The organism is Nocardia sp. PLKS1-43, from assembly GCF_059510335.1.
In genome coordinates this window covers 422626-438513 of sequence record NZ_JCAJZQ010000002.1, presented here as the reverse complement: position 1 = coordinate 438513, position 15888 = coordinate 422626, and the positions used below count along the sequence as shown (strand labels likewise).

Here is a 15888-nt window from a genome sequence, read left to right as displayed (position 1 = left end):
TCGCTACTGCGGCGGGGCGACTCCCTCGTCGTTCGACACGTTGGGGGTGGTGTCTGGCTTGGTGCGCGCGGCCTCGGTGGCTTCGAGCTTAGCGAGTGCCTCGCGCAGGGCGGCAGCCCCGTCGTTACCGACCTGTTCGACGAAGTGCACCAGGGCCGCGCGACGGCTGCCGACCTCGTCGGCCTGCTGGAGCGCGTCGACCATCAGGCTTGCGACCAACTCGTCGCGGGTGTGCACGGGCGCGTACCGGTGTGCACGGTCGTCGCGCTGCTGGACGACGAGATCCTTCTTCGCCAGACGCTGCAGAACCGTCATCACGGTGGTGTACGCGAGTTCGCGATGCGCTGCGAGGGCTTCGTGGACCTGCCGGACCGTCTGCGGTTGATCGGCCGACCACAACTGGTCCATGACCGCTTTCTCGAGTTCACCAAGACCTGCCATCCCTCGAGTTTACGGAGCCAACGACGCGAATGCGTACTACGTGCCGTCGTAACCAGCCGGTAGCCGTGTGGGATTTTTCATAGGTGGGTCGCTTTGTCGAATAAGTCCTGGTTGATTCCATCCATTGCCCACCAAGTCTGGTAAGGCTAACCTAACGAACTGTTCCGGTCCGCTCCGTCTTCCGAAGGAGGTTCGAATGTTCGAGCCGATCACCGCCTGTCCGCCCCGCCACTGCGAGCCGGTATTCGGACACGCGTGTCAGCGGATGCGGGCGCTGCAACCGGAGTATCCGCGCGTCTACGCCGTCGCCGCGATGGCCGATCACGGCCGGCGCCGCTGGTGGCGCCTGTCGGACGGGCTGGACGAGGGGCGCATCGCCCTGATGTACCGCCGCCACGCCGCCGAGATGAGTAATGCCGACATCGCCGCGGAGGTGGTGGCGACGGCGCTGATCCACGCTGTTGTCGGCCGCGTGGTCGCGCTGCTGGTGGCCGAGGGGCGCGCCTGGGATCCCGGTCTCGAGAATCTGTGGGTGCATTCGGACAACGATGGCGGAATCGACTGGGCGGGCTTGTCCGACACCACGATTCGCGTCGCCGAGGGCGATCGGCTGGCGGGGGAGCCGGGTGTGGTGGTGCTGCCGTGTGAACGGGCCTTGCAGGTGTGGCTGGCGCATCGCTGTTCGACCGCGCTGACGCTCGTGCAGGTCGCCCTGTGGCGTTGCGCGGGACTGGCCCCGCGCCGGTTCTGGTCGCTGGTGGCCGAGAGTGTGGTCGGTGCGGCGACGTACGTGCCGGATCTGGCGGGCACCTCCTCGGCTGTCGGTGCGCAGCGCGGTCAGGGTCTGCTGGCCGCGATGCAGGAACACGGGTTGCCGGTGCGACGGACTTGCCTAGTTAGGTAAGCCTGCCCTATGCTGAAATCGGCGTCAAGATCGAGCGAGAGTCCCGAGGGCTGCGGTCGACTCCCCGATCTGTTGCCGCTGCGGGTCCGGCCATCGTGCCGGACCCGCCGCTCTCGTCTCCGGCGTGGGAATACCCGCCGACCCTCTGTCCTGCGACCCGCGCTCCGGGCGGTTGCCGGGATATGCAACTGTTTTCGCATGACAGAGAACGATCGGTCCGGGATCCGCTCGCTGGCGGATCTGACTCCCGAGCAGATGACCCGTTTCAGCGAGGGAAGCTTCTCCGACCTGATCGGATTGAAGTACACCGAGGTCTCGCCCGACCGGGTGGCCGGGGAGTGGGTCGTCTCGCCGCAGCTGCATCAGCCCGCGGGCATCGTCAACGGCGGCGTGTACTGCACCGTCATCGAGACGCTCGCCAGCGTGGGCGGCGGGGTCTGGTACGGCGACCGCGGCTCGGTGGTCGGGGTGAACAACAACACCGATTTCCTGCGCGCGGTGCGCGAGGGCGTGCTGCGCGGCATCGCGACGCCGGTGCACCGGGGCCGTCTGCAACAGCTGTGGCAGGTGGCGATCACCGATGAGCAGGAGCGGGTGGTCGCGCGGGGGCAGGTCCGGCTGCAGAATCTGCCCGTCGCCGACTGATCTGTGCGGACGTGGCGCGCGGTGGCGCGGCCGACGTGCCAGAATGTCCGACACCGACAGATCCGCCGAGGAGTCCGCATGCGATTGTCGCCGCACGAGCAGGAACGGCTGATGCTCAGCTATGCGGCCGAACTGGCCCGCCGTCGCCGGGCCCGCGGACTGCGCCTCAATCACCCCGAGGCGATCGCGATCATCACCGACCACGTGCTCGAGGGCGCGCGCGACGGGCGCACCGTCGCCGAGCTGATGGCCTCGGGACGCTCGGTGCTGACTCGTGCGGACGTTATGGAGGGCATCCCCGAGATGATCGCCGACGTGCAGGTCGAGGCGACCTTTCCGGACGGCACCAAACTCGTCACCGTGCACCACCCGATCGGCTGAGCCCGCATGAGTCACGACGATTCCGCCCGCGAGCGCACGGGCTTGGTGCCCGGCGAATTCCTGTATGCCGCAGCGGCGGTCGAGATCAACGCCGGCGCCGACCGGATCGAACTCGACGTGGTCAACACCGGGGACCGGCCGGTGCAGGTGGGCTCGCACGTGCACTTCCCGCAGGCCAACCAGGCATTGCGGTTCGATCGGGCGGCCGCGCACGGCCGTCGGCTGGACATTCCCGCGGGCACCGCGGTGCGTTTCGAACCCGGTCTGGGGCAGCGCGTTTCGCTGGTTCCGCTGGGCGGTGCGCGCGAGGTGCACGGGATCGGTCTCGACGCACCCGGAAAGCTGGACGCCTGATGGCCGAATTGTCCCGTGCCCGTTACGCGGAGCTGTTCGGGCCCACCGTCGGTGACCGGATTCGCCTGGCGGACACCGATCTGCTGATCGAGATCACCGAGGACCGTTGCGGCGGACCGGGAATCGCCGGTGACGAGGCCGTCTTCGGCGGCGGCAAGGTACTGCGCGAATCCATGGGGCAGGCCCGCGCCACCCGCGCCGAGGGTACGCCGGACACCGTGATCACCGGTGCGGTGATCGTCGATCACTGGGGAATCATCAAGGCGGACATCGGTATTCGCGACGGGCGCATCTGCGGCATCGGTAAGGCCGGCAATCCCGACACCATGGACGGCGTCCACCCTGACCTGGTGGTCGGCGCGGGTACGGAGATCATCGCGGGCAACGGGCGCATCCTCACCGCGGGCGCGATCGACTGCCACGTGCACTTCATCTGCCCGCAGCTGCTCGAGGAGGCGCTCGGCGGCGGTATCACCACCATGATCGGCGGCGGTACGGGCCCGGCGGAGGGAAGTAAGGCCACCACGGTCAGCCCCGGGGCGTGGCATCTGGGCCGCATGCTCGAGGCCACCGACGGATGGCCGGTGAACATCCTGCTGCTGGGCAAGGGCAATACCGTGCGGCACGAGGCGATGTGGGAGCAATTGCGCGGCGGCGCGGGCGGATTCAAGCTGCACGAGGACTGGGGGACCACGCCCGCGGCGATCGACGCCTGCCTCACCGTGGCCGATGCGGCGGGCGTTCAGGTCGCCCTGCACTCGGACACGCTGAACGAGGCCGGATTCGTCGAGGACACCCTGGCCGCCATCGCGGGCCGGGCCATCCACTCGTATCACACCGAGGGCGCGGGCGGCGGGCACGCGCCCGACATCATCACCGTCGCGGCACATCCCAACGTGATGCCCAGTTCGACCAACCCGACCCGCCCGCACACGGTCAACACCCTGGACGAGCATCTGGACATGCTCATGGTGTGCCATCATCTGAACCCGTCCGTGCCGGAGGATCTGGCCTTCGCCGAGAGCCGGATCCGGCCGTCCACCATCGCCGCGGAGGATCTGCTGCACGATCTGGGCGCGATCTCCATGATCGGCAGCGATTCGCAGGCCATGGGCCGCATCGGCGAGGTCGTCATGCGCACCTGGCAGACCGCGCACATGCTGAAGCGGCGGCGCGGCGCGCTGCCCGGCGACGGCGCCGCGGACAACAACCGGGTGCGCCGGTACATCGCGAAATACACCATCTGCCCGGCGATCACGCATGGTCTGGACGACGAGATCGGTTCGGTCGAGGTGGGCAAACTGGCCGATCTGGTGCTGTGGGATCCGGCCTTCTTCGGCGTGCGCCCGCACGCGGTGCTCAAGGGCGGCGCTATCGCGTGGGCGGCCATGGGTGATGCGAACGCCTCGATTCCGACCCCGCAGCCGGTGCTGCCGCGACCCATGTTCGGCGCGGCGCCGGCGGTGACCGCAGGCACCGCACTGCATTTCGTCTCCGAACAAGCGATCGAGGCGGGCCTGGCCGACCGGTTGCGGGTGAACCGCCGATTGGTTCCGGTGGCGAACGTGCGGCGGCGCGGCAAGGCGGATCTGCCGCACAACGACGCCATGCCGCGCATCGAGGTGGATCCGGACACCTTCACCGTGCGCGTCGATGGCGAGGTCTGGGCCGAACAGCCTGCCGCCGAACTGCCGATGGCGCAACGGTATTTCCTGTTCTGACCGCGCGGTCAGCGCGTTGCGCTGCGGCGCAATGGTTTCCGAGTCCGAGTCGCCGGATCCCGGCCGCGGTACCGTGGATTCGGATTCACAACACGGCTCGACACAGCGGGGGAAGGATGGATTTACCGCCCGGGACCGTATTTTGCGGGTACCGGATAGAGCGATTGGTCGGTGCGGGCGCAATGGGCGCGGTCTATCTGGCCGCGCATCCACGATTGTCGCGCCTGGTCGCACTGAAAGTGCTCGACGAGGCGCGGGGCCGGGATGCGCGGGTGCGGGCCCGGTTCGAGCGGGAGGCCGAACTCGCCGGACGGCTCGAGCACCCGAACATCGTCCCGGTATTCGATCGCAGTGCTCCCGGCGAGAAAATCCTTTGGCTGTCGATGAGATATGTCGATGGTGGCGACGCGGCCGCCGCTGTCCGGCGGGCGGGTCCGCTGGAGATGCGGCGGGCGGTCCGGCTGATCGCGGACGCCGCCGCCGGTCTGGACTTCGCCCATCGCCACCAGGTGCTGCACCGCGACGTGAAACCGGCGAACATCCTGATCGACGCGGATGACACGGGCGGTGAGGGGCACTGGTGGCAGACTTCGGCATCGCCCGGGCCGTGGACGACACCGTGACCGCGGGTGTGGTCAGCGGCAGTCTCGCATACACCGCACCGGAGCTGTTCGAGGCCGACGGGGGTGATCATCGGGCCGACATCTATTCGTTCGGCTGCACGGTCTTCGAATTGCTCACCGGCAGGACGCCTTTCGTACGTTCGGATCAGGCGTCGATGATCGCTGCCCACCTATCCGCGCCGCCGCCGAGCCTGCGTGCCCTGCGCCCGGATGTACCGCCCGAACTCGACGCCGCCGTGACGGCCGCTCTGGCCAAGGATCCCGGTGAGCGGCCCGGCGACTGCGGGGAATTGGTGGCCGGGTTGTGGAACGGTCCCTCGGAATGGACTGCCGTGACGCCCTCTCGCGGGCCCGCGCGGGGACCGGGTTCACGGCCCGCGGCTGCGGTCGCGGATACCGTTGGCGCCGCCCCGGATTCCGGTGGTGTGACGGTCGGCTCCCGTGGGCCGGAGAGTTCCGCGGGGACGCAAACCCCCGGCGAGGCGGGCGATCTCGGGGAAGCCGGAAGCGTGCGCGGGATGGCGCGGGCCGGGGGAGCGGAGCATGCCGCCGGAGAGAACGGCGGCGTGCGCTGGCGGCAGTTGTTCGCCGCGAGTCTGGTGGCGGCGGTGATCGCCGGCGTGGTCGCGGTGGGTGTCGGGGCGTGGATGTCCGGTGCGGGTACGCGACGTGCGGCGGCCGGTAGCGAATCGAGCGATCCGGCGTCGCCGTCGAGCCGTGCGGCGCTGCCCGCCCAGGATATCGAGCCGCCGCGAGTGGTGGGCCGCTGCGGCGGTCCCGGCGAGATCCGCCCGGTGACACTCAGTTCGATGCACTGTGATTCGAATGCCGATGTGGCGATCGAGAAGATCGACTGGACCGACTGGACCGGCACGATGGCCATGGGCAGCGGCACCATCCGGATCAACAGCTGCGAGCCCACGTGTTCGGCGGGAAACTATCTGCCGCGCAAGGTATTCGTGAAATTGAGCGAGGTGAATCGGTTCACCAATGTTTACACTCGGTTGACGATCACCGGGGACGGGGTGGACTCGGAGGTCGACGAGCTGCCCGCGCCCTGAGTGGCCGGCGCCGACCGTGCGCCGCCGATCCGGGGCGGGAAAGTGGCAGACTGCGATCATGACGAATGCCGCATGGGACGACGTGGATCGCTTTCTGGTACCGACCCTGGTCGGGCACGGGGATGACGGTGTGCTGCAGGCGAATTCGGCCGCCGGACTGCCGCCGATCGACGTATCGCCGACGCAGGGGAAGTTCCTGCATCTGATCGCGCGGTCGATCCGGGCCCGGCGGGTGCTCGAGATCGGCACGCTCGGCGGATACAGCACGATCTGGCTCGCGCGGGCCGTCGGCGAGGACGGGCAGGTGCTGAGCCTGGAGTTCGAGCCGCGTCATGCCGAGGTCGCCCGCGAGAATCTGGACCGGGCCGGAGTGGGCAAGCGGGTCGAGATCCGGGTCGGCGCGGCCCTGGACAGCCTGCCGGTGCTCGAGCAGGAGAATCCCGCGCCGTTCGATCTGGTGTTCATCGACGCCGACAAGGTCAACAACTCCCATTACGTGCGGTGGGCGCTGCGCCTCACGCGCCCCGGCTCGGTGATCATCGTCGACAACGTCGTGCGCAACGGCGGTATCGCCGACCCGGATTCGACCGACGCGGCGGTGCGCGCCAGTCGCGAGGTGATCGAGCTGCTCGGCGCCGAACCGCGGCTCGAGGCGTCGGTCCTGCAGACCGTCGGCAGTAAGGGCTGGGACGGATTCGCCTACGCGGTGGTCGTGCAGTAGCCGGTCACCGGTCGGCGGCGAATCCGTCGCAGAGTGCGGTCAGGCCGGTGCGCAAGAGCTGCACCGGGTCCAGGAGATCGCCGCGGCCGGTCCCTTCGAGCGCGGCCAGGCCGGGCGGGGTCGGCCAGCGCGGCGCGCCTTCCAGGAGCGCGTCGAGTGCCGAGGTGTCCTCGTGTTCGCTCTCGCGCTTGGCCAGCATCGCCGCGCTGACCTGCTGCAGCGCGATGCCGGAGATGTAACTCCACACCGCCAGGGACATCCGCGTGGCCTCGTGCGGATCGTCGGTCAGTTCCGTGAACCCCTCCACCAGCCAGGCTAGGCAGACCAGGCTGTGCGGGCCGAAGTTGTAGCGCGGCACCGCGAAGGTGAACAGCACCCAGGGATGTTGCTGATAGAGCCGCCAATCGATATCAGCGGCGATGCGCACGCGGTCGCGCCAGGTCCAGCCCGGTTCCGGCGCGGGATAGGGATTGCGGCGGGCCACCTCGTCGGTCATCTCGGCCAGCAGGGCGTCCTTGTTCGGGACGTGCCGGTACAGCGACATCGCGCCCACGCCCATCCGATCGGCGATGCGCCGCATCGATAACGCGTCCACCCCGGCCTCGTCGGCCAGCGTGATCGCCGTGTCGACGATGCTCGCGCGGGTGAGTTTCGGCTCGTGGCCGCCCGTCTCCCGGCCGCCGCCCGCCACGGAATCGCCGCGCGGTGCTGTGTTCACTGCGTTACTCGCTTTCGTTTACCCAGCCGGGTGCGTACGCTGTACCCAGACTATCGCGTACGTCGTACGCGCGATTCGAAGGATAGGTGATGAGCGAGACGGACACCGGTGTGCCCGCGACGGCGCGGCGCGCGTGGCTGGGATTGGCCGTTCTGATTCTGCCGGTACTGCTGGTGTCGATGGATATGTCGGTGCTGTACCTGGCCATGCCGACGGTGACCGCGCACCTGGCTCCGGATGCCACCCAGCAGCTGTGGATCCTGGACATCTATGGATTCCTGATCGCCGGACTGCTCATCACCATGGGCAATCTGGGCGATCGGATCGGTCGGCGGAACATCCTGCTGGCCGGGGCGTGCGTGTTCGGAATCGCCTCGGTGCTCGCGGCATTCGCGCCGAGTGCGAGTGTGCTGATCGCGGCGCGTGCGTTGATGGGCGTCGGCGGGGCGACGCTGTTGCCGTCGAGTCTGGCGCTGATCTCGAGTCTGTTCCCGGATCCGCGCCGGCGGGCCGCCGCGATCGGTGTGTGGACGGCCTTCTTCGCCGGCGGGTCGGCGGTCGGGCCGCTGATCGGCGGTATGCTGTTGCGCCAATTCTGGTGGGGCGCTGTATTTTTGATCAACACCCCGGTAATTCTGGTGCTGCTGGCGCTGGGGCCGTTCGTACTGCCCGAACATCGGGCGCCACGTCGCGGGCCACTGGATCTGCTCAGTGTGGGTATGTCGATCGGCGGCATTCTGCCGGTTGTCTACGCGGTCAAACAGGCCGCGGCGGAAGGGGTCGACCCGATCACGGTGCTGATCGGCCTGGCGGGCGCGATCGTGCTGGTGGCCTTCGTGCGACGGCAGCGTCATCTCACCGAGCCGCTGCTGGATCTGAGCCTGTTCCGGCGTGGACTGTTCTCCATCGCGATCGGATCATCCACGGCCGGAATGATGTCGCTGGCCGCGATGAGCTATCTGACCAGTACGTATCTGCAATCGGTCGCCGGGCGCGACGTGCTGTCCGCCGCCGTGGTCGGTATCCCGGCGGCCGCGGTGGTGTTCGTCTGTTCGATGGGTGGTGCGCGGGTGGCCCGGCGCCTGGGGACGCGCACGGCCTTCGCCTGCGCTCTGGGCCTGGCGGCGGTGGGCAACCTGATGCTGTCCGGGCTGGGCGTCGACGGCGGAATCGGTTGGTACATAACGGGTTCCACGGTGGCGGGACTGGGCTACGGCACGATGTTCACCCTGGTGTCGGAGGTATCGGTGTCCTCGGTGCCGCCCGAACGGGCCGGCTCCGCGGTCGGAATCTCCGAGACGAGTTTCGAATTGGGCAATGCCCTGGGGCTGTCACTACTGGGATCGCTTGCGGCACTGGTGTTCCGGTCCGGTGGGGAGTACGCGCCGACGCTCGGGGAGACCGTCGCGCTGGCCGGTTCCGATACCGGGCTCGTGCGGGCCGCGCGCGGTTCGTTCGTGGACGGTATGCACGTGGCCACCACGGTCGCCGCCGGGCTGCTGGCGGTGATGGCGGTGGTCGCGCTGCTCGCCGGGCGCGGACGTGCGGCGCGTGCGGATCCGCGGTCGGCCGTAGTGGCGGCCGCGGCGGAGTGATCACGCGAGCCGGCGGTTGCGGGCGGTTCGCGGCGGGGCCGTTTCGACCGCGAAGATCGAAACCGCGATTTAGAGTCGAGGCGTGAACGACACCTCGTCCGCGAACGGTCGCCCGCTCGCCGAACGGCTGGCGACGCGTCTGCTGTATCCGACCGCGCGCCCGCGCGACGGTGCGCTGCGCGCGGCGGTGTCCGGCCGGATCGTGTTGGTGACCGGTGCCTCGCACGGCATCGGCAAACAGGCCGCGCGCAAGCTCGCGGCCGCGGGTGCGACGGTACTGCTCGCGGCGCGCTCGCCCGACGAGCTGGAGGCGGTGGCCGCGCAGATCGCCGCGAGCGGCGGCATCGCGCACATCCACCGCGTCGATCTGTCCGATATGGACGCCACCGACCGGCTCGGCCGCGAACTGCTCGACCGATACGGGCACGTGGATGTGGTGATCAACAATGCGGGCCGGTCGATCCGCCGCGCGATCGATCAGTCCTACGACCGATTCCACGATTTCACCCGGACCATCGATATCAACTATCTGGGCCCGGTCCGGCTGCTGCTCGCCCTGCTGCCGAGCATGCGCGAGCGCCGCTCGGGCCATATCGTCAACATCTCCACCTGGGGGCTGCGGATGCCTCCGGCCCCGCGGTGGTCGGCGTACGGCGCCTCCAAGGCGGCCTTCGACATGTGGCTGCGCACGGTGGCCACCGAGATCGCCGCCGACAACGTCACCACGACCTCGGTGTACATGCCGCTCGTGCACACCAGGATGAGCGCGCCCACCGATTTCGGCAGTATGCCCGGTCTGACCGCCGAGGAGGCCGCCGATGTGGTCTGCCACGCCGTCGTCGCCAAACCCGTCGAGATCTCGCCCTGGTGGTCCGGGCCGCTGCAGGCCTGGACCGATCTGACTCGCGGCCCGGCCCAGCGTCTGATGTCCCGCACTTTCCGGCACTGAAGACGTTGGCGCACAGCATGAGTGCGCTGACCCCGCGCATACTGCAGCGGCCGACTGAGGATTCCCTGAAGCCTGTCGTCGGGTGGTTGTTTTTTCGCCGGGGACACTGTTTGTTGATGGCATGCCGGTTCCGTGGGTAGTCCGTGCGGCCGCGGTGGCCGCCGTCGCTTCGCTGATCACCGTCGCCGGGTGTGCCGTCGAGCCGGGGCAGGGCTGGAGGCCTGCCGCGTCGACGGAGACCGTGGTTCCGGCGGGCTCCTCGACGCACACCATCACAGTGAGCGGGCGGGTCCGCACCTACCACCTCTACCGTCCGGCGACGGTGTCCGGCCCCGCGCCGCTGGTGGTGATGCTGCACGGCGGATTCGGGACCGGTAGCCAGGCCGAGGCGTCCTACGGCTGGGATCGGCAAGCCGATTCGGCCCGGTTTGTCGTCGCCTATCCGGACGGACTCGACCGGGCCTGGAACACTGGCGGCGGCTGTTGCGGCATCCCCGCTCGCGACGGCGTGGACGATGTAGGCTTCCTCACCGCGATGGTTCGGCAGATCGAGAACAGCGCCGTGATCGATACCGCGCGGGTCTATGCGACCGGTATCAGTAACGGCGGAATCATGGCCTATACCTTGGCATGCCGCAGCGACGTGTTCGCCGCCATCGGCCCGGATTCGGCCACCGTGCTCGGCCCCTGCGACCACCCGCGGCCGCTGTCGGTCCTGCACGTGCACGGCACGGCCGACCACAACATCCCGTACGCGGGCGGCACCGGGCAGGGGCCCGCACGTATCGATGGCCCAGCCGTGCAGACGGTCGTCGAGACGTGGCGACGCGTCGACGGATGCGCCGCGCCGACGGTCACGACCCACGCGCCGGTGACCACGTCGACCGCATCGTGCCCCGGCGGGAAGACGGTCGAGCTGATCACCATCGATGGGGCCGGACACCAGTGGCCGGGCGGGCGGCCCAACACCCCGGCCGAGAACCTGCTCCGTCTCGACCCGCCGTCCACGGCTCTGGACGCCACCGCTGTCATCTGGCAATTCTTCGCCGCGCACCCGAAGTAGCGCGTTGCCGGCCGGCGGAGCAGTACTGGAGCAGGTGCGCACCGCACCGCGCACCGGTCCGGGTCGTTCGGACCCGGATTCCGGGCGCGCGGCCGTATCGGCGGGAGAACGACAGTGCGCATCGGCGGACGAAGCAGCCGGGTAGTCGTCTCGGCGCGCTGCCGGAGCGCCTCGCCGATGCCGCCGGGTCCGTCCGCGTCGGTCGATACCGTCGCGAAAGCCGCACCGGCGATCGACTGTCTCGGCCGATGCCGTCGGTTGCCCGCGACTGGCGAACCGCCGCCGATCCGCACATCGGTGACCGGTGCAACCTCGTACTCGGCCCGGTGCACTGGATGCGTTCGGAGGCCGCCGGGGTGATGTGCGGAGCGAGAGGTCCGGCGCACACCCCCGGCCCAGCGTGGGCAGGGTCATTCGGCCGGGCAGGCGGATATCGGTGCCCGGAGCATAGGATCGGGTGATGTTCGACCCGGGTCCGTGCCGATGAGTCTGGCGATGCTGTTGACGCTGGCCGACTCACGGCTGCCGGTGGGCGGACATGTGCATTCCGGCGGGGTGGAGGAGGCGGTGTCCTCCGGGCTGGTGCGCGATGTCGGGACGCTGGAGCTGTATCTGCGGCGGCGTATCCGCACGTCGGGGTTGGTGGCCGCATCGCTGGCGGCGACGGTGTGCGCGGGCGAGTGGGATGTGCGGCGCGCCGAGGCCGAGGCCGATGCGCGCACTCCCGCGCCGGCTGCTCGGGCGGCCTCGCGGGCTCAGGGGCGCGGAATGCTTCGTCTTGCGAAACAGATTTGGCCGCAACAGGATTGGCGCGCATTGGGAGTGCGGCCGCATCTGTCGACGGTATTCGGGGTGGTCGGCATCGCGGCGACGGTGAGTCCGCTGGAGGTCGCCGGGGTGGTTGTCTACACGACCATGACCGGTGCCGCGACGGCCGCGCAGCGACTGCTCGCACTGGATCCGGCCGCGGTGGCCGTAAGCACGATCCGGCTCGCCGAACTCTGTGATCGGACCGCGGCGGAGGCGGCGCGCGGTCCGGCCGCGCTGTCCGACCCACTGCAGGATGTGCTCGCACAGCGCCACCCGGAACGTCCGATGCCCCTGTTCGCCTCGTGATAGGAATCAACCCATGCCCCCACATCTGATCGACGGCGAACCGCACGATCACGCGCACGACCGGCCCAAGCGTGTGCGTTCGGCCGGTGAGCCGGTGCGGATCGGCATCGGTGGTCCGGTCGGGTCCGGAAAAACCGCGCTCACCGCGGCGGTGTGCCGGCAACTGCGCGAAGAGTTGTCGCTGGCGGTGCTGACCAACGACATCTACACCACCGAGGACGCCGATTTCCTGCGCCGCCACGCCGTCCTGCCGGACGAGCGGATCACCGCCGTGCAGACCGGCGGCTGCCCGCACACCGCGATCCGCGACGACATCACCGCCAACCTCGACGCGATCGACGATCTGATCGAATCCAACCCGCCGCTGGATCTGATCCTGGTCGAATCCGGCGGGGACAACCTGACCGCCACCTTCTCCTCCGGTCTGATCGATGCGCAGATCTTCGTCGTGGACGTCGCCGGTGGTGACAAGGTGCCGCGCAAAGGCGGGCCCGGAGTGACCTATTCGGATCTGCTGGTCATCAACAAGACCGATCTGGCTCCGCTGGTCGGCGCGGATCTGGCTGTGATGGAACGTGATTCGGCCGCCGTGCGGGAGGGCCGGCCGTTCGTGTTCACCTCGCTGACCCAGGATCCGGCCGCCACACCCGTCCTGGCCTGGGTGCGCGAACAACTGCGCACGATCGCGGAGCGCGATGCCGCCGCGGGTGCCGGTATTGCGCACTGAACTGCGGATCGTCGCGAGTCCCGGTGCGCTGCCGCGGATTCACGCCACCGGCGGACTTGCGGCGCGGCTCACCGGCCCGGACGTCGTCCATCTGATCGGTACGGCCGCAACACCTTTGGGCGGCGACGAACTCGACATCTCGATCGTGGTCGAACCGGGCGCCCGGCTGCGGGTGCGCTCGGTGGCCGCGACCATCGCGCTCCCGGGCCGCGCGACGCCGGTATCGCGCGCGCACTGGTCGTTCGAGGTCGGCGGGAGCGGCGAACTCGAGTTCGACCCCGAACCCACCGTTATCGCGGGCGGGGCGGTCCACGAAACCGTCAACACCGTCGCCCTGGCCGCCGACGCCCGCCTGCGCCTGCGCGAACGCGTCCAGATCGGCCGCACCGGAGAGTCGTCCGGTCACTGGCGCGGTGACCTGATCGCCGATCTGGACCGCACCCCGCTTCTGCGCCACCGTCTCGAACTCGGCGAGAACGCTGCCACGGACGACGCGCTCACCGCCCCTCGCGCGATCACCAGCGTGCTCCGTTATCCGGACGAAAGCCCGTCGCGCACGCAGGGTTTGGCAGCGGCATGGCTTCCGCTCGCGGCGGGCGGCTCACTGCACACGTGGACGGGTCCGCGGCTGTCCGCGGAGTCCTGCGCGGACGAGTTCGCTGCCACCCGGGCCTGAGTCGTTCTGCTCGCCGAGCCGCACCTCGGCTGAGCGCGGCGAACTCGCGACCGAGCGCCGCATCGCCCCGCGCTCTCCCAATTCCGGTGACGGACAGGTGATCCCGGCCGAGCACTGCGGGCAGTTCATCGGCGCGGAGATCTCACCCGCTCGCACCCGGGGAGCCCTGCGGGCGGAAACGAAGGTCCCGGTCATCGAGCGGACCCGGGTGTCCCGCCGGCGAAGATCAGGTCGCTCCGCGATAGGGCAGGGCCGGTTGCCCCGCGACGCCCGGGGAGGCGCGGAACAGGGCTCCGGCGGCCGGTTGGGTGCTGGGATCGATGCCCTGGCGCGACGTGGTGATGTACAGGTCCGTGAGCGTCGGGCCGCCGAAAGTGCATGCGGTGACCTGGGATACGGGCAGGCGCACGATGTCCAGCAGGTGGCCGTCGGGGGAGTAGCGGTGGACCGCGCCGCCGCCCCACAGGGCTACCCAGACGGTGCCTTCGGCGTCGACGGTGAGGCCGTCGGGTGAGCCGTATTCATCGGGGATGCGGATCGCGGGTCTGCGGTGCGACAGGCCGGATTCCGGGCTGTAGTCGAAGGCGTCCACGCGGTGCGTGGGTGTGTCGGCGTAGTAGGCGGTGGCGCCGTCGGGGCTCCAGGCCAGGCCGTTGGAGATGGTGACGCCGGTGAGTTCGACGTCCACGCTCGAGTCCAGGTTCAGCCGGTACAGCGCGCCCGCGCCGGGGGTCTCGGCGTACGCCATCGAACCACAGTGGAAGCGGCCCTGGGGATCACAGCCGCCGTCGTTCATCCGGATGCCCGGATCGGACCACAGTTCGGGCAGCGCAGTGACCCGCCCGAGGTCGTCGTCGGCGAGGGCGAATCCTCGTTCCAGGGCCAGGACCACACCCTTCCCGGCGCACGGGCGCAATGCCGCGGCAACCGTGCCGACCCGAAAGCGGCGGAGTTCGGCTGTGCCGGAATCGAGTTCGAGAACGTCGCCGGCGAGCATGTCGACCCAGCGCAGACCGGGCCAGCGGTCGCACCAGACCGGCCCTTCGCCGTGCTCGGCGACAGGCGCGGTGAGCTGTTCGACGGAAATCACGGCCGCAGCAACACTTTCACCGCACCGCCCGCACGCAGCACCCGCAGGGCGGAATCGACCTCTTCCAGCGGGAATTCGTGCGACACCAGCGGCGCGGGATCCAAGGCGCCCGCGGCGAACGCGCGCACCGCATGGGTCCAGGCGCGTCCCGGTGCGCCGAAGACGGTATGCACAGTGATCTGGTCGAGCACCAGATCGGAGGGAGAGATCGGATCGGGTGCCGCGGCGGGGATTCCGGTGAGCACCACGCGTCCACCGCGACGCACCAGCGAGGTGGCCAGACGAGCGGTCCCGATTCCGCCCGCGGCTTCCAGCGCCACGTCGTACCGCCGGGAACCGTCTGCTTCGGTGCTGAAATGCGTTGCCCCGCAACGCCTGGCCAGCGACTCGCACTCGGCCCGCCGATCGATGACGGTCAGCTCGCCCGGCCGGACCGCAGCCACGAGTTGGGTGATGAGCAGTCCGAGCGTCCCCGCGCCGACCACCGCGACCCGCTCGCCGGTCCGCACGTTCGCGCGCAGACCGGCCGCGGCGGCACAGGCGGCCGGTTCGAGTGCGGCGGCTGCGCGCAGATCGGCGTCGGGGGGCAGCGTGTGCAGTAGCCGCGCGGGCAATGTCAGGTGGTCCGCCCAGGCTCCGGGATGGGTGAAACCGGTCTCCGAGTATCCGCTCGCACACAGGTTGGTATCGCCACGCCGGCACGCATCACAGCGCAGGCAGGACCGAAAGCCTTCTCCGACAACGGGTTTACCGATCAACTCCGGATCGACACCGGCGCCGGCCTCGGCCACCGTCCCGGACCATTCGTGCCCGGGAACGATGGGATACCGCACGAAAGGCGCGGGCCGCGTCCCCTGCACCAGCTCGAGGTCGGATCCGCAGATGCCCGTCCAGGCAACCCGCACCAGCGCCTCACCGGGCCCCGGTGCCCGCGGCGCCATCGGCACCACCCGCACCTGCCCCGGCGCATCGACCCGGACCGCTCGTGGTGACATCAGCGCGCTCCCGTCGGCAGGGACTGCGCGCTCGGCCGGCAGTCCGGCGTTACCGGGGTGACCGACCCTCGCCGCACTCGAACCGCAGCGGGAGTGTCGAATATTGTG

At 69.5% G+C, this 15888-nt stretch carries 18 protein-coding genes; 14 read left to right on the top strand and 4 right to left on the bottom strand.

What is annotated here, in order from left to right; all coding sequences use genetic code 11:
• Positions 1-3 precede the first annotated feature (3 nt).
• Entirely contained in the window at positions 4-441 is a 438-nt protein-coding gene (locus AC5WS7_RS09900; protein WP_495954116.1) for a BlaI/MecI/CopY family transcriptional regulator, read from the bottom strand.
• A 196-nt stretch (positions 442-637) separates the two neighbouring features.
• Between AC5WS7_RS09900 and AC5WS7_RS09895 the strand changes: the two genes are divergently transcribed.
• The 8 genes from AC5WS7_RS09895 to AC5WS7_RS09860 all read left to right on the top strand — a co-directional run bounded on the left by AC5WS7_RS09895 (position 638) and on the right by AC5WS7_RS09860 (position 6851).
• A complete protein-coding gene (locus tag AC5WS7_RS09895; RefSeq protein WP_495954115.1) occupies positions 638-1345 on the top strand; it encodes a hypothetical protein in 708 nt (235 codons plus the stop codon).
• Positions 1346-1600: 255 nt separating this feature from the next.
• Positions 1601-1990, top strand: a complete 390-nt coding sequence (locus AC5WS7_RS09890; protein WP_067894800.1) for a PaaI family thioesterase — start codon at positions 1601-1603, stop codon at positions 1988-1990.
• A 78-nt stretch (positions 1991-2068) separates the two neighbouring features.
• Complete coding sequence (locus tag AC5WS7_RS09885; RefSeq protein ID WP_495954114.1) at positions 2069-2371, top strand: urease subunit gamma; 303 nt, start codon at positions 2069-2071, stop codon at positions 2369-2371.
• A 42-nt stretch (positions 2372-2413) separates the two neighbouring features.
• On the top strand, positions 2414-2725 hold the full coding sequence (locus AC5WS7_RS09880; protein WP_495954518.1) for an urease subunit beta: 312 nt from the start codon (positions 2414-2416) through the stop codon (positions 2723-2725).
• Complete coding sequence (locus tag AC5WS7_RS09875) at positions 2725-4446, top strand: urease subunit alpha (RefSeq protein WP_495954113.1); 1722 nt, start codon at positions 2725-2727, stop codon at positions 4444-4446. Before AC5WS7_RS09880 ends, AC5WS7_RS09875 begins: the two co-directional genes overlap by 1 nt.
• A gap of 116 nt (positions 4447-4562) precedes the next feature.
• Positions 4563-5069: a serine/threonine-protein kinase gene (locus AC5WS7_RS09870; RefSeq protein WP_495954112.1), complete on the top strand. Its 507-nt coding sequence runs from the start codon at positions 4563-4565 to the stop codon at positions 5067-5069.
• Positions 5027-6130: a serine/threonine protein kinase gene (locus tag AC5WS7_RS09865; RefSeq protein ID WP_495954111.1), complete on the top strand. Its 1104-nt coding sequence runs from the start codon at positions 5027-5029 to the stop codon at positions 6128-6130. Before AC5WS7_RS09870 ends, AC5WS7_RS09865 begins: the two co-directional genes overlap by 43 nt.
• Positions 6131-6188: 58 nt before the next feature.
• A complete protein-coding gene (locus tag AC5WS7_RS09860; RefSeq protein ID WP_495954110.1) occupies positions 6189-6851 on the top strand; it encodes an O-methyltransferase in 663 nt (220 codons plus the stop codon).
• Positions 6852-6855: 4 nt separating this feature from the next.
• Here AC5WS7_RS09860 and AC5WS7_RS09855 read toward each other — a convergent pair whose 3' ends face one another.
• Positions 6856-7569, bottom strand: a complete 714-nt coding sequence (locus AC5WS7_RS09855; protein WP_495954109.1) for a TetR/AcrR family transcriptional regulator — start codon at positions 7567-7569, stop codon at positions 6856-6858.
• An 89-nt stretch (positions 7570-7658) separates the two neighbouring features.
• Between AC5WS7_RS09855 and AC5WS7_RS09850 the strand changes: the two genes are divergently transcribed.
• From AC5WS7_RS09850 to AC5WS7_RS09825, 6 genes are all read left to right on the top strand, one after another.
• A complete protein-coding gene (locus tag AC5WS7_RS09850) occupies positions 7659-9164 on the top strand; it encodes an MFS transporter (protein WP_495954108.1) in 1506 nt (501 codons plus the stop codon).
• A gap of 82 nt (positions 9165-9246) precedes the next feature.
• On the top strand, positions 9247-10113 hold the full coding sequence (locus AC5WS7_RS09845) for an SDR family NAD(P)-dependent oxidoreductase (RefSeq protein ID WP_495954107.1): 867 nt from the start codon (positions 9247-9249) through the stop codon (positions 10111-10113).
• A gap of 121 nt (positions 10114-10234) precedes the next feature.
• Entirely contained in the window at positions 10235-11176 is a 942-nt protein-coding gene (locus AC5WS7_RS09840) for an extracellular catalytic domain type 1 short-chain-length polyhydroxyalkanoate depolymerase (protein WP_495954106.1), read from the top strand.
• A gap of 483 nt (positions 11177-11659) precedes the next feature.
• Positions 11660-12292: an urease accessory protein UreF gene (locus tag AC5WS7_RS09835; protein WP_495954105.1), complete on the top strand. Its 633-nt coding sequence runs from the start codon at positions 11660-11662 to the stop codon at positions 12290-12292.
• A gap of 13 nt (positions 12293-12305) precedes the next feature.
• Positions 12306-13019, top strand: coding sequence for an urease accessory protein UreG (ureG, locus tag AC5WS7_RS09830; RefSeq protein WP_495954104.1), 714 nt, complete (start codon positions 12306-12308; stop codon positions 13017-13019).
• Entirely contained in the window at positions 13009-13695 is a 687-nt protein-coding gene (locus AC5WS7_RS09825) for an urease accessory protein UreD (RefSeq protein ID WP_495954103.1), read from the top strand. Before ureG ends, AC5WS7_RS09825 begins: the two co-directional genes overlap by 11 nt.
• A gap of 226 nt (positions 13696-13921) precedes the next feature.
• On the opposite strand, the gene AC5WS7_RS09820 is transcribed toward AC5WS7_RS09825, so the two are convergent.
• On the bottom strand, positions 13922-14785 hold the full coding sequence (locus AC5WS7_RS09820; protein WP_495954102.1) for an SMP-30/gluconolactonase/LRE family protein: 864 nt from the start codon (positions 14783-14785) through the stop codon (positions 13922-13924).
• Entirely contained in the window at positions 14782-15780 is a 999-nt protein-coding gene (locus AC5WS7_RS09815) for a zinc-dependent alcohol dehydrogenase (RefSeq protein WP_495954101.1), read from the bottom strand. The genes AC5WS7_RS09820 and AC5WS7_RS09815 overlap by 4 nt, the downstream gene beginning before the upstream one ends.
• Positions 15781-15888 lie beyond the last annotated feature (108 nt).

Excerpts from the sequence above, each read along its gene's own strand:
- AC5WS7_RS09900 (WP_495954116.1), bottom strand. The coding sequence starts at position 441 with ATGGCAGGTCTTGGTGAACTCGAGAAAGCGGTCATGGACCAGTTGTGG.
- AC5WS7_RS09895 (WP_495954115.1), top strand. The coding sequence starts at position 638 with ATGTTCGAGCCGATCACCGCCTGTCCGCCCCGCCACTGCGAGCCGGTA.
- AC5WS7_RS09890 (WP_067894800.1), top strand. The coding sequence starts at position 1,601 with ATGACCCGTTTCAGCGAGGGAAGCTTCTCCGACCTGATCGGATTGAAG.
- AC5WS7_RS09885 (WP_495954114.1), top strand. The coding sequence starts at position 2,069 with ATGCGATTGTCGCCGCACGAGCAGGAACGGCTGATGCTCAGCTATGCG.
- AC5WS7_RS09875 (WP_495954113.1), top strand. The coding sequence starts at position 2,725 with ATGGCCGAATTGTCCCGTGCCCGTTACGCGGAGCTGTTCGGGCCCACC.
- AC5WS7_RS09870 (WP_495954112.1), top strand. The coding sequence starts at position 4,563 with ATGGATTTACCGCCCGGGACCGTATTTTGCGGGTACCGGATAGAGCGA.
- AC5WS7_RS09860 (WP_495954110.1), top strand. The coding sequence starts at position 6,189 with ATGACGAATGCCGCATGGGACGACGTGGATCGCTTTCTGGTACCGACC.
- AC5WS7_RS09850 (WP_495954108.1), top strand. The coding sequence starts at position 7,659 with ATGAGCGAGACGGACACCGGTGTGCCCGCGACGGCGCGGCGCGCGTGG.
- AC5WS7_RS09840 (WP_495954106.1), top strand. The coding sequence starts at position 10,235 with ATGCCGGTTCCGTGGGTAGTCCGTGCGGCCGCGGTGGCCGCCGTCGCT.
- AC5WS7_RS09835 (WP_495954105.1), top strand. The coding sequence starts at position 11,660 with ATGAGTCTGGCGATGCTGTTGACGCTGGCCGACTCACGGCTGCCGGTG.
- ureG (WP_495954104.1), top strand. The coding sequence starts at position 12,306 with ATGCCCCCACATCTGATCGACGGCGAACCGCACGATCACGCGCACGAC.
- AC5WS7_RS09815 (WP_495954101.1), bottom strand. The coding sequence starts at position 15,780 with ATGTCACCACGAGCGGTCCGGGTCGATGCGCCGGGGCAGGTGCGGGTG.